The 13597-nt window shown below is 66.5% G+C and carries 7 protein-coding genes; 4 read left to right on the forward strand and 3 right to left on the reverse strand.

What is annotated here, in order from left to right; all coding sequences use genetic code 11:
- Positions 1-20: 20 nt before the first annotated feature.
- On the reverse strand, positions 21-2798 hold the full coding sequence (glnE, locus tag HV786_RS25650; RefSeq protein ID WP_175212015.1) for a bifunctional [glutamate--ammonia ligase]-adenylyl-L-tyrosine phosphorylase/[glutamate--ammonia-ligase] adenylyltransferase: 2778 nt from the start codon (positions 2796-2798) through the stop codon (positions 21-23).
- Positions 2799-2901: 103 nt separating this feature from the next.
- On the opposite strand from glnE, the gene HV786_RS25655 reads away from it, so the two are divergent.
- A complete protein-coding gene (locus HV786_RS25655; RefSeq protein WP_128827922.1) occupies positions 2902-6537 on the forward strand; it encodes a YhdP family protein in 3636 nt (1211 codons plus the stop codon).
- Between the two features lie 61 nt (positions 6538-6598).
- On the opposite strand, the gene rho is transcribed toward HV786_RS25655, so the two are convergent.
- Both rho and trxA read right to left on the reverse strand, forming a co-directional pair.
- Entirely contained in the window at positions 6599-7858 is a 1260-nt protein-coding gene (gene rho, locus HV786_RS25660; RefSeq protein ID WP_043541410.1) for a transcription termination factor Rho, read from the reverse strand.
- Positions 7859-7974: 116 nt separating this feature from the next.
- Entirely contained in the window at positions 7975-8301 is a 327-nt protein-coding gene (trxA, locus tag HV786_RS25665; RefSeq protein WP_056315616.1) for a thioredoxin TrxA, read from the reverse strand.
- Positions 8302-8625: 324 nt separating this feature from the next.
- On the opposite strand from trxA, the gene parE reads away from it, so the two are divergent.
- The 3 genes from parE to parC are packed head-to-tail and all read left to right on the forward strand — an operon-like array spanning position 8626 to position 13562.
- Positions 8626-10587, forward strand: coding sequence for a DNA topoisomerase IV subunit B (parE, locus tag HV786_RS25670; protein WP_128827923.1), 1962 nt, complete (start codon positions 8626-8628; stop codon positions 10585-10587).
- Positions 10587-11186 (forward strand): YcxB family protein, encoded by a 600-nt coding sequence (locus tag HV786_RS25675; protein WP_128827924.1) that lies wholly within the window; start codon positions 10587-10589, stop codon positions 11184-11186. Before parE ends, HV786_RS25675 begins: the two co-directional genes overlap by 1 nt.
- Positions 11187-11231: 45 nt before the next feature.
- Complete coding sequence (gene parC / locus HV786_RS25680) at positions 11232-13562, forward strand: DNA topoisomerase IV subunit A (protein ID WP_128827925.1); 2331 nt, start codon at positions 11232-11234, stop codon at positions 13560-13562.
- Positions 13563-13597: the final 35 nt, after the last annotated feature.

Consider the following 13597-nt stretch of genomic DNA (forward strand, 5'->3'; position numbering starts at 1 on the left):
TATTTTACGACGAGTTGCCGTCACCCCAGCACTGTCGCCCACAGTTCCCGCACCGCGGCGCGTTCCGGCTGGAGCTGATCGGGCGCCACTCGGGCCTTTTCCACGCCCTGCAGACGCAGTTGATGCTGCACGCGCCGCAGGGTGCGGTAGGCGTCGCCCGACCGCGCCGCCAGCTCGGGCGGGATCAGCCCGGCTTCGGCGGCCAGGCGCAGCAGCGTGATGTTGCCCAGGTTGCGCACCAGCACAGGGTGCGTGCCCGCGTGGCACAGCACCAGGTATTGCGTCACGAACTCCACATCGACCATGCCGCCGCGGTCATGCTTCAAGTCGAAGCGGTCCGAGGTGTTCGGATGGCCGGCATTGATTTTTTCGCGCATGGCCAGCACTTCGTCGCGCAGCGCCGCCGTGTCGCGCGGCAGCACCAGGATGTCCTCGCGGATCTTTTCAAAACGCGCACCCACGTTGGCGTCGCCGGCCGCGAAACGGGCGCGGGTCAGCGCCTGGTGTTCCCAGGCCCAGGCGTGCTTGTGCTGGTATTCCTCGAAGGCCTCGATCGATACCGCCAGCAGCCCGGCGTCGCCGTCGGGCCGCAGGCGCAGGTCGGTCTCGTACAGCCGCCCCGACGAGGTCATGGTCGACAGCCAGGACGACATGCGCCGGCCAAGCTTGGCGTAGACCTCCGCGGCGTCGTCGCGCGGGTCGTCGAACAAGAAAACCAGGTCCAGGTCGGAGGCGTAGCCCAACTCCTTGCCGCCCAGTTTGCCGTACGCAATGACGGCAAAGTGCGGCTCGGCGCCTTCGATCTTGTTCACGAGCGGCCAGGCGCGGCGGATGGTCTCGGTCAGCAGCAGGTCCGCCAGCGCCGATAACTGGTCGGCCAGCTTTTCAACGGTGAGCTCGCCTTCCAGGTCTTGCGCCAGCAGTTGGAAGCTGGCCTGGCGCTGCACGTCGCGCATCAGGTTCATCTGGCGCTCGACGTCGGGGTCGCCGTCCGGCAGGCGGCAAGCGTCCAGGTCCGCCGTCAGCTGCCGCGCGATCTGGCCGAAGTCGAGCGGTTCGAAGAGCGTGCGCCAGTCGATCAGGCTGTCGAGCAGCAATGGGTGTTGCGTCAAGTACTGCGCGGCCCACGGGCTGGCGGCCACCATCCGCGCTACGCGCGCCAGCGTGTCCGGATATTCGGCCAGCAGCGCCAGGTACGCGCTGCGCTGCGCGATCTTTTCTATGAGGTCAAAGAGCCGCACCGCGGCCTCGCGCGGGGCGGGCGTCTGCAGCGCGGCGCGTAGCGCGGCCGGAAGCAGGACCTCCATGCGGCGGCGGCTGCTTTCGGGCAGGCTGCGCACGCGGTGGCTGCCGGACAGCGTCTGGGCCCGGCGCAGCAGGTCGTCCGCATCCTCGCCAAACGCCTGGCGGATCTGGTCGGTAAGCTCGCTTTCGCTGTCGGGTTCTTCCTGGCGGGCCGGCGCCTCGCCCGGCGTGGGGGCAGGCGCCGCTTCTTCCTCGCCCATGCCCACCATGCGGAACACGTTGCGGAAGGTCTGCGACACGAAGCCGCGGTGCGCGGCCAGCGTGCTCTCGAATGCGTCGGGCGTCATGCCCAGCGCCTCGGCCAGGGAGGCGCGCAGGGCGGGGTCGCCGGGCAGCAGATGGGTCTGCTCGTCTTCGCGATATTGCAGCGCGTGCTCGGTGCGGCGCAGGAACCGGTAGGCCTCTTCAAGCCGGCGGGCGTCGTCTGGCGGCACCAGGCCGGCCACGCACTCGGCATGCAGCGCTTCCAGCAAACCGCGCTTTTGCAGCGCCGGCATGCGGCCGCCGCGGATCAGCTGCGCCAATTGCACCACGAACTCGATCTCGCGGATGCCGCCGTCGCCCAGCTTGATGTTGTTGGCGCTGTCGATGCCATTGCGCGCCGACGCGCGGCGCTGCCAGTCCTGTCGGATGCGTTCGCGCAGCGCGCGCAGCGCGGCCAGCGCATCGAAGTCAAAGTACTTGCGGTAGACGAAGGGCACGCGCAGGCTTTCCAGTTGGCGGGCCTGCGCGGCGCTGTCGCTGTCTTCGAAGGCCTGCGCCGGCATCAGGCGCGCCTTCAGCCATGCATAGCGCTCCCATTCGCGCCCCTGGCCGATCAGATAGTGCTCCAGCGCATCCAGGCTCCAGGCCAACGGGCCGGCGTCGCCGTCCGGGCGCAGGCGCAGGTCGGTGCGGAACACCTGGCCGTTGGCGTCCACCTCGGACAGCACCGGCATCATGCGGCGCGTAAGGCGCCCGTAGAACTCGTGATGGCTGATGCGGCGGGGGCCGTCGGTTTCGCCTTCCTCTCCGTAGAGCATGATGAGGTCGATGTCGGACGACACGTTCAGCTCGCACCCGCCCAGCTTGCCCATGCCCACGATCAGCATTTCCTGGGGCTTGCCCGTGGCCGGGTCGCGCGGCACGCCGTGCACGGCAGCCAGTTCGGCGGCCACGCTGCGGTAGGCGGCTGCCACCGCCATGTCCGCCAGCGTGGTCATGGCGCCCACCACTTCTTCAAGTGGGGCCTGCCCGGACAGGTCGCGCACGATCAGCACGCTGAAGACGCGTTCGCGCAACTTGCGCAGCACCATGCGGCAGACATCCACCGGCAAAGCGCCGGTCACGGCCGTGCCGGCCAGTTCGTTCTGCCATTGCGCCATCAACGCCGGTGTGACGGGTTGTTTCACCGCCTCGTCCAGCCACGCGGCCAGATCCGGGTGAGCGTCCAGACGGCGGCGCAGATGGCCGGACCAGGCGAGGGCAGGGGCGATAAGTGATGGTTTCGACATGGTGCAAAGGGCGGCAGACGGATGGACGTGTTTCAGGTATAAGTGGGGACGATACTGCAAGACATCTCCTCCTGCCCACTGATCCGTGTCTGTTCCAAAAAAAGTGCTCCGCAGCCTGTTCTGGGCCGCGCTGATCGTCTATGGCGTTGTCGCCATCGGGTTTCTGGGCGTGCGCTATTGGGTCCTCCCGCGGGTGGATCAGTGGCGCCCTCAGATCGAAGCCTACGCCAGCCAGGCGCTGGGCGCCCGCGTCACGATCGGCGCGATCAAGGCCAACTGGCAAGGGCTCAATCCCCGGCTCGATCTCGCCGCCGTCCAGGTCTACGACGACGAGACGGATCCGGTATTGAGCCTGCCGTCCGTGTCCGCGGTCGTGGCATGGCGCAGCATCCTGTCCCTGTCGCCCACCCTGGTGCGGCTGCGGCTCGAAAAGCCGGAACTGACGCTGCGGCGGGACACGTCAAACCATCTTTGGGTCGCTGGCCAGAATATCGACCTGAATGCCAGCGACCACGCTTCCGACCTGAACCATCCTGGCCTGCGCTGGCTGGCGGCGCAGCGCGAGCTGCGGGTCAGCGACGCCACGCTGCGCTGGCAGGACGAATTGCGCCAGGCGCCGGAGCTTACGTTGGAAGGCGTCGACTTCCTGGTGCGCAACGGCAGTCTCTCGCATCGGTTCGTGCTGCAGGCATCCGCGGGGCCGGTGCTGGCCCACAAACTGGAGCTGCGCGGCGAATTCAACCGCAGCCTGTTTGCCGCCGACGCCAAGAAGCCCGCCAACTGGAGCGGCCAGATCTTTGCCCAGGTCGATGACGTGGAACCGCTGGCCTGGGCGCCCTGGATCGACGTGCCCCGGGTTGCCGGCCGCATCGCCGCGCGCGCGTGGTGGCAGCTCGACCACGGCAAACTCACCAAATTGACGAGCGACCTCGCCGCGCGCGGCGTGTCCTGGCGCGCGTCGCCGGACGGACCCGCCTTTCAGGGCGGTTCGGGCCAGTTGCGCATTGCCGCGCTGCCGGGCGATTTCGTGTCGATCGATGGCCTGCCGATGGCGCGCAGCCCCGGCGCGGCCGACGTGACGGTCAAGGGCGCGGTGCATCAGTTGCGCGTGACCCTGCCGGGCGTCTTCGAGTCGCCGACGCTGCGGGCCGACGACCTGGAGCTCGACGCCCAGGTCAAGGGGCCTGATGCGGACAACTGGTTCGTGGACGTGGCCCAGATGCGCCTGGCCAATGAAGACATGGATGTGCGTCTGCAAGGCCAGTGGCGCAAAGAGGGCAAGACCGCGGCGGGCAGCGCCGACGTGCGCGGCACGATGGTGCGCGGGTCGATGCCCGCCATCCACCGTTATCTGCCGCTCGAGGTGAACGCCGACGCCCGCGAATGGCTGGCGACCGGTTTGCCTGCCGGCCAGATGCATTCGGCGGCCATCACGCTCAAGGGGGATCTGGACGATTTCCCATTCGGTGCGCCGGGCGCCACCGGCGAGTTCGTCATCGCCGGCGCGTATTCCGGCGCGAAGGTCGACTACGCGCCGGCGGGCGAGAACCGCAAGGGCTGGCCGATGCTGGAAAACCTGTCGGGCAGTTTCCGCATCGACAAGGTGAGCCTGGCGCTGGACAGCGCGGGCGGCGCGGTGGCGCACACCGGCAAGGGGCACACCGTCACGTTGGGCGCCGTGAAGGCGGCCATTCCCAACATGGAGCATGACTCGGAACTGCAGGTCACCGGCGACGCCTCGGGGCCCGTGGCGGCCTATCTGGCGCTGGCCGCGAATTCTCCGTTGGGCGAACTGCTGGACGGGGCCTTGGACGAGGCCCACGGCACCGGCGACTGGCGCATGCCGCTCGACCTGAAGGTGCCGCTGCTCAATACCGATGACACCCAGGTCCAGGGGCGTATCCGCTTCTCGGACAATTCCTTTACCTTCATGCCCGAGATCCCGCCGCTCAGCCAGATCCACGGCGATCTGGAGTTCTCAGAAAAAGGCGTGCAGACCAAGGGCATCCGGGCGCAATTCCTGGGCGGCCCCGTCAACATCTACGGCACGCTGGCGCAGGGAACGGACGCGTTGCGTTTTGACGGCACCCTGTCGGGGCCCGGGCTGGCGCAGTTGAGCCGCGCCGCATCGATGTCGCGTTTCACCGGCCGCGCGGCCTACAAGGGCCGGCTGCTCTACTTGAAGGGCGGCGCCATCGACATATCGGCCGAGTCCGACCTGGTTGGCATGGCGATCGACATGCCGGCGCCCGCCGGCAAGCCGGCCAAGTCCGCGCAGTTGCTGAAGCTGCAATGGTCGCCGGCGCAGGACCGCGGCGCCCGCGACCGGCGCTGGCTGACGGCCAGCCTGGGCGATAACGTCAACGTCTTGTTCGAACGGGACCCCGCAGAGGGCTCGGCCGCCTACTTTTCGCGCGGCGCGCTGGGTATCGGGCGGCCGGCCAGCCTGCCGGAGCGCGGGCTTAGCCTTAACGCCAGCTTGCCCGAACTGGACATGGACGCCTGGGATGCCGTCTCCGAGGGATTCAATGTGGCGCCCGCGAAGGGCCGGCCGCCTTCCAAGCCCATCCTGCCGCAGCCCGAGCGCATCAGTCTGGCTGCCGGCGCGCTGCACACCAGCGGCTACACCCTCAATGACCTGACGCTGTATGCCACGCGCCCCGCGCCGGCGCGCTGGCGCGTCGAACTGGAATCGCGGCAGGCGGCAGGCACGCTGGAATGGCGCGAGGCGCAGGGCACCATCGCCGGGCAGATCACCGCCCGCCTGAAGCATCTGTCCATTGCGGGCGAGGGCGACTCCAACCAGGCCGACAAGGCGCTGGCCTCCGGCAACGACCTGTCCGACATTCCCGCGATTGATTTGCAGGCCAATCAATTCTTGTTGTATGGCAAGAACCTGGGGGCGCTGCAGGTGACGGGCACCAACCTGGAGCGGGGGCGGCAATGGCGGCTGGACAAGCTGTCCATCACCAATGATTCGGCGGCCTTGAACGCGACGGGCAATTGGGGGCTTGAAGGGCCGAACCGGGGGCTGACCGTCGATGCCGTGCTCAAGCTGGAAAACGTCGGCGACTTCATGAGCCGCATCGGCTTTGAGAACGTCGTGTCCAACGGCAAGGGAACGATCCAGGGCAAGGCGACCTGGCGCAACCTGCCGTGGACACACGATATCGCCGACGTGGTGGGCGATGTGGTCGTCAGCCTGGACAACGGCCGCTTCATGCACGTGAACTCCCGCACGGCGCGCCTGTTGGAACTGCTGTCGCTGCAGTCGCTGCAGCGGCTGGCGCGGCTGGACGTCAATCCCACGAACCTGTTGCGGGACGGGTTTCCGTTCGACACCATCCGCGGCAACGTCAAGGTGGCCGACGGCACGCTGAATACCGAAGGCTACAAGATCAACGGTCCGGTGGCCGCAATCGTCCTGGCGGGCGGCGTGAACCTCGTCAAGGAACGCTGGGACATGAAGGCGGTGGTGATTCCCAATCTGGACGCCAGCGGCGCGGCAATGGTCACCGCGCTGGCGGTAAACCCGCTGATCGGCCTGGGCGCCTTCGTCACGCAGTGGCTCCTCAAGCAGCCGCTGGCGCGCGCGATGACGATGGAATACGCCGTCACGGGAAGCTGGGACGACCCGCGCATCGAACCCATCGACGCCTCGGGCAAGGAACCGGACAAGCAGACGCCCCGGCCGGCCAATTCCTCGCCGCGCCGGATGCCGGAGTTCATCGAGCACTGAGCTGCCGCCCACGAAAAAGCCGCCCTCGAGGGCGGCTTTTTCGTGGGCGCGGACGGTGCGCTTACTTCTTCTTCATCATGTCGAAGAATTCGGCGTTGGTCTTGGTGGCGCGCATCTTGTCCAGGATGAATTCCATGGACTGGACTTCGTCCATGTCGTGAATGAACTTGCGCAGCACCCACACCTTCTGGAGCAGGTCGGGGGCGATCAGCAGCTCTTCGCGGCGGGTGCCCGACTTGTTCAGGTTGATGGACGGGTAGACGCGCTTTTCGGCCAGGCGGCGTTCGAGGTGGACTTCGGAGTTGCCGGTGCCCTTGAATTCTTCATAGATGACTTCATCCATGCGGCTGCCGGTTTCGATCAGCGCCGTGCCAAGGATGGTGAGCGAGCCGCCTTCTTCCAGGTTGCGCGCCGCGCCGAAGAAGCGCTTGGGGCGCTGCAGGGCGTTGGCGTCCACGCCGCCGGTCAGCACCTTGCCGGAGGCCGGCACGACGGTGTTGTAGGCGCGGGCCAGACGGGTGATCGAGTCCAGCAGGATCACGACGTCCTTCTTCATTTCGACCAGGCGCTTGGCCTTTTCGATGACCATTTCGGCCACTTGCACGTGACGGGTGGCGGGCTCGTCGAAGGTCGAGGCCACGACTTCACCGCGCACCGTGCGCTGCATTTCGGTCACTTCTTCCGGGCGTTCGTCGACCAGCAGGACGATCATGACCGCGTCGGGGTAGTTGGTGGTGATGGCGTGCGCAATGTGCTGCATCATCACCGTCTTGCCGGACTTGGGGCTGGCGACGATCAGGCCGCGCTGGCCCATGCCGATCGGGGCGAAGACGTCGAGGATCCGGCCAGTGAGGTTTTCCTCGCTCTTGATGTCGCGTTCCAGGCGGATGACGCGGTTCGGATGCAGCGGCGTCAGGTTCTCGAACATGATGCGATGCTTGATCGCCTCGGGCGCCACGCCGTTGACCTTGTCCACCTTCACCAGGGCAAAGTAGCGCTCGCCATCCTTGGGGGTGCGCACTTCGCCTTCGATGGAGTCGCCGGTGTGCAGATTGAAGCGGCGGATCTGCGACGGAGAAATGTAGATGTCGTCGGTGCTGGCCAGATACGAGGTTTCCGGCGAGCGCAGGAAACCGAAGCCGTCGGGCAGGACTTCAAGAACGCCGTCGCCGAAGATCTGCTCGCCTTGCTTGGCGCGCCGCTTCATGATGGCGAACATCAGTTCCTGCTTGCGCAGGCGGTTGGCGTTTTCGATTTCCAGGCCAGCGGCCATTTCGAGCAGCTGCGAGACGTGCAGCGCCTTCAGTTCGTTGAGGTGCATCGCGGTGGGTGTGGGGGAAAAGTAAAGGAGGGCTCTGGCGGCGCGCCACGGACGGGCTCGCGCGGTACTGAATGAGCGCCGCCTATGCGGCGGCGCCCTCGGTTACAGCACGCGATTTACAACGCGCCGTCCAGGAATGCGGTGAGTTGCGACTTCGACAGCGCGCCAACCTTGGTGGCGGCAGCCTGGCCGTCTTTAAAGAGCATAAGGGTGGGAATGCCGCGGATGCCGTACTTGGTGGCCGTGCCCTGGTTTTCATCCACGTTCAGCTTGGCGATCGTCAAGCGGCCTGCGTATTCGGCGGCGACTTCTTCCAGGATGGGGGCGATCATCTTGCAGGGGCCACACCAGGCAGCCCAGTAGTCCACCAGCACCGGCTGGCCGGATTTCAACACATCGGCATCGAAGCTGGCGTCACTGACGTTCTTGATTTGGTCGCTCATGATGGTGATTCTCGGTTCGGCAGCAAAAGGCGCGTTAAGACGCGCCTTGCCGTTGTTCTTGTTTGTGGAATGGACTCAAGCATACCACTGTCAATAACAACAGGCATACCACTGTTAATAACAACAGGGTTTGCAGGATTTTGTGTAGGATGTTGCGGCGCAGCTGTCGCGATCCGGCCGGTGAAAGTCCGGATCGGCGGTTGTGACTGTCATCATCCTACCGAAATCGGACCTGGTCAGGTCGTGCGCATCCCACCCGGAGCCGCGCAGAATCTAGGCTTGTCCGTAAAATGTCGGTTTTTTTCCACAGATGTTGGGGATAACTTGGCCACTCCACGTTACAACGAGGCGTCCATCCGCGTCCTGAAGGGGCTGGAACCCGTGCGGCAGCGCCCGGGCATGTACACCCGCACCGAAAACCCCCTGCACGTCGTGCAGGAGGTCATAGATAACGCCGCAGACGAGGCCTTGGCCGGCTACGGCAAACAGATCCAGGTCACGCTGCACGCCGATGGCAGCGTGTCCGTCGAAGACGACGGCCGCGGCATTCCCGTCGGCCTGCATCCCGAAGAAAACGCGCCCGTCGTCGAACTCGTGTTCACGCGCCTGCACGCGGGCGGCAAATTCGACAAGGCCGGCGGCGGCGCGTACGCCTTCTCCGGCGGCCTGCACGGCGTCGGCGTGTCCGTCACCAACGCGCTGGCCACCCGCCTGGAAGTCGTCGTCTGGCGCGACAACGCCGTGAACCGCCTGGTGTTCAAGGGCGGCGACGTCGCCGAGCCCCTGGCACCCTACGACCAGGGCGGCCGCAAGAAGTCCGGCACCCGCGTGCGCGTCTGGCCGGACGCCAAGTATTTCGACAGCCCCAACATTCCGCTGGGCGAGCTCACCCACCTATTGCGCAGCAAGGCCGTGCTGCTGCCGGGCGTGAAGGTCACGCTCGTCAACGAGAAAACCGGGGACACCAAGACCTGGCAGTACCAGGACGGCCTGCGCGGCTACCTGGCCGAGGCCCTGGCGGGCGCCGAACTGATGGTGCCGTTCTTCGAAGGCGCTCAATACGCCGGCGCCGACCACGAAAACTTCGCCGAGGGCGAGGGCGCCCAATGGGTCGTGGCCTGGACCGAGGACGGCAATGCGGTGCGCGAGTCCTACGTCAACCTCATTCCCACGCCGGCAGGCGGCACGCACGAGTCCGGCCTGCGCGAAGGCCTGTTCGGCGCCGTGAAGGGGTTTGCCGAACTGCACAGCCTGCTGCCCAAGGGCGTGAAGCTGCTGCCCGAAGACGTGTTCGCCCGCGCCAGCTTCGTGCTGTCGGCCAAGGTGCTCGATCCGCAATTCCAGGGCCAGATCAAGGAACGCCTGAACAGCCGCGACGCCGTGCGCCTGGTCGGCGGGTTCTCCAAGAGCGCGCTCGATCTGTGGCTGCACAGCAATGTGGAGTACGGCAAGAAGCTTGCCGAACTGGCCATCCGGCAGGCGCAGGCGCGCCAGCGCTCGGCCCAAAAGGTCGAAAAGCGCAAGAGCTCCGGCGTGGCGGTCCTGCCCGGCAAGCTGACCGACTGCGAGTCCAGCGACGCCACGCGCACCGAGGTATTCCTGGTCGAGGGCGATTCGGCCGGCGGCTCGGCCAAGATGGGCCGCGACAAGGAATTCCAGGCCATCCTGCCGCTGCGCGGCAAGGTGCTCAACTCCTGGGAAGTCGACCGCGACCGCCTCTTTGCCAACAACGAGATCCACGACATTTCCGTGGCGATCGGCGTGGATCCGCACGGTCCCAACGATACGCCCGACCTGTCCGGCCTGCGCTACGGCCGCATCTGCATCCTGTCGGACGCGGACGTCGACGGCTCGCACATTCAGGTGCTGCTGCTGACGCTGTTCTACCGCCACTTTCCCAAGCTCGTCGAGGCCGGCAACGTCTACGTCGCCAAGCCGCCGCTGTTCCGTCTGGACGTGCCGGCGCAGGGCAAGCGCCCCGCCCGCAAGATCTACTGTCTTGACGAAGGCGAGCTCGAGGCCGCGCAGGACAAGCTGCGCAAGGAAGGCGTGCGCGAAGGCGCATGGGCCGTCAGCCGGTTCAAGGGCCTGGGCGAAATGAATCCCGAGCAGCTCTGGGAAACCACCATGAATCCCGACACGCGCCGCCTGCTGCCGGTGGGCTACGGCGACCAGACGCCCGAGGACACCACGCGCATGTTCGACATGCTGATGGGCAAGGGCGAGTCCTCGCAACGCCGCGCGTGGATCGAGGAAAAGGGCAACCTGGCGGAGCTCGACATCTGATGACCGCCACCGTGCCCGGGCAAGCCCGCATGGTCGTCGACCTGACCGCCGACGACTACGCGGATTTCGCCGCCTATGTGTACAAACGGCCGGAACTGCGCCGCCGCCGTTACCGGTCCCATCTGCGCTTCGGCGTCCTGATGATCGTGGCCTTGCTGGCCTACCTGATCTGGCAGACCTGGGACGGCAAGGGCCCCAACTGGGGCGCGCTGCTGCCGGTGTATTTCCAGGGCCTGGCGGTGGGCCTGGGCATCCTCGCGTTGCTGGCCCTGGCGTACGAATACGTCCTGCCCGGCCTCGTGAAGATGAACACGCGCCGCATGCTGGCCAAGCAGCCGGACACGCTTTACCTGGGGCGGCACGAGCTGGACTTCGGGACGGACGGCGTCACGGACACCACTGCCACCGCCTCCGGGCACATGGCGTGGTCCGACGTGCGTCGGGTCGAGGAAACCCCCGAGCACCTCTACGTCATCCTGGGCACGTTGCAAGGCGTGATCATCCCCAAGCGCGGGCAGGACGCCGCCACGCTGCAGGCAGTGCGCACCCAGATGCGCGCGCATGTTGCCGACACGCAGTTCCTGGCCCCGTCCGCCTGAGGCGCATTGACGCCGTTTCGATGAAATTGTCTACCTGAATACAACATGACCGACACCAATCAACCCGGCCTGTTCGACTCCAATCCGCCCGGCGGCGACGGCGATGGCAACGCCGCCATCACGCTGGCGCGCTACGCGGAGCAGGCCTATCTGGACTACGCGGTGTCCGTGGTGCGCGGCCGCGCGCTGCCCGACGTGGGCGACGGGCAGAAGCCCGTGCAGCGCCGCATCCTTTTCGCCATGCAGGCGATGGGGCTGGGCTCCGGCGCCAAGCCCGTCAAATCGGCGCGCGTCGTCGGCGACGTGCTTGGTAAGTACCATCCGCATGGCGACCAGGCGGCGTACGACGCCATGGTCCGCATGGCGCAGGACTTTTCGCTGCGCTATCCGCTGATCGACGGCCAGGGCAACTTCGGTTCGCGCGACGGCGACAACGCCGCCGCCATGCGTTATACGGAAGCGCGCCTCACACCGATCGCCAAGCTGCTGCTCGACGAACTGGACGAGGGCACGGTGGATTTCGTGCCCAACTACGACGGCAGCCAGCAAGAGCCGCAGATGCTGCCGGCGCGCCTGCCCGTGATGCTGCTGAACGGCGCCTCGGGCATCGCCGTGGGCATGGCCACCGAGATCCCCCCGCATAACCTGCGCGAAGTCGCCCAGGCCTGCGTGGCGCTCATCAAGCAGCCGCAGTTGCCCGACGAAGAGCTGTACGCCATGATCCCCGGCCCGGACTTCGCGGGCGGCGGCCAGATCATCACCCCGGCGGCCGACATCGCTCAAATCTACAGTGTGGGCCGCGGATCCCTGAAGGTGCGCGCGCGCTGGCAGTTCGAGGAACTGGCGCGTGGCCAGTGGCAACTGGTCGTCAACGAGCTGCCGCCTGGCACCTCGGGCCAGAAGGTGCTGGAAGAGATCGAGGAAATCACCAATCCCAAGGTCAAGACGGGCAAGAAGAGCCTGACGCCGGAGCAGACGCAGGCCAAGGCGGTCATGCTGAACCTGCTGGATGCGGTACGCGACGAATCCGGCAAGGACGCCGCCGTTCGTCTGGTCTTCGAACCCAAGACCTCGCGGGTCGACCGCGACGAATTCGTCAACACGCTGCTGGCGCAGACCAGCATGGAAGGCAGCGCCAGCGTCAACCTGGTGTGCATCGGCACCGACGGCCGTCCGCGCCAGAAGGGCCTGCGCGACATCCTGGTCGAATGGCTGGCGTTCCGCACCAACACCGTGGTGCGCCGCACGCGCTTCCGCCTGGACAAGGTCATTGACCGCATCCACGTGCTGGAAGGGCGCATGGTCGTCTACCTGAACGTGGACGAGGTCATCCAGACGATCCGCGAATCCGACGAGCCCCGCGCCGCGTTGATGCAACGCTTCAAGCTGTCCGAACGGCAAGCCGAGGACATCCTCGAAATGCGTTTGCGCCAGCTGGCCCGCCTGGAAGGCTTCAAGATCGAGCAGGAACTGGCCGACAAGCGCAAGGAACAGGTCTCGCTGCAAGAACTTTTGGACAACCCCACGACGCTCAAGCGCCTGCTGGTCAAGGAGATCGAAGCCGACGCCAAGCAATATGGCGACGAGCGCCGCACCCTGATCGAGACGGCCGAGCGCGCCGTGCTTGAAACCAAGGTGCTGGACGAGCCAGTCACCGTGATCGTTTCGCAAAAGGGCTGGCTGCGGGCCCGTCAGGGCCACGGCCATGACGCCGCGCAATTCGGCTTCAAGCAGGGCGACGATCTGTACGGCGCCTTCGAGTGCCGCACCACCGACACGCTGATCGCAGTTGGCGACAACGGCAGGGTCTATTCCGTGCCGGTGTCCGGCCTGCCGTCGGCGCGTGGCGACGGCCAGCCGGTCACCACGATGATTGACCTGGAATCGGGCACGCGCATCGTCCACACGATCGCTGCCTCCGCCGACAGCCGCTGGCTGCTGGCAACGCGCGGCGGCTACGGGTTCGCGGCCAAGCTGTCCGACATGGTCAGCCGCCAGCGGGCCGGCAAGCAGTTCATCACCCTTGAGACGGGCGACGAACTGCTGCGTCCGGTGCCGTTGTTCGCCGGCGCCCAGCAACTGGCGCTGCTGTCGCAAAAGGGCAAGTTCCTGGTCTTCGGCCTTGATGAAGTCAAGTCGCTGGCGGGCGGCGGACGCGGCACCATCCTGATGGGGCTGGACGGCGCGGACAAGCTCGATCAGACCGTGCCGATCGGCACGTTGGGGCTGCGCGCCACCGGCATCTACCGCAACAAGATGACCGAGGACATCCTGGCGGGTGCGGACCTGGCGGTCTACGTCGGCAAGCGGGCCCGCAAGGGGCGCGCGCTGGACGTGCGGCCCAAGCAGCCGTTGCTGTCTCCGGTGCTGGGTTGAGGCCTGCCCGCCGCCTGACGCAGCAAAGGCCCGGC

Source organism: Achromobacter mucicolens (assembly GCF_902859725.1).
GTDB lineage: Bacteria > Pseudomonadota > Gammaproteobacteria > Burkholderiales > Burkholderiaceae_B > Achromobacter > Achromobacter mucicolens.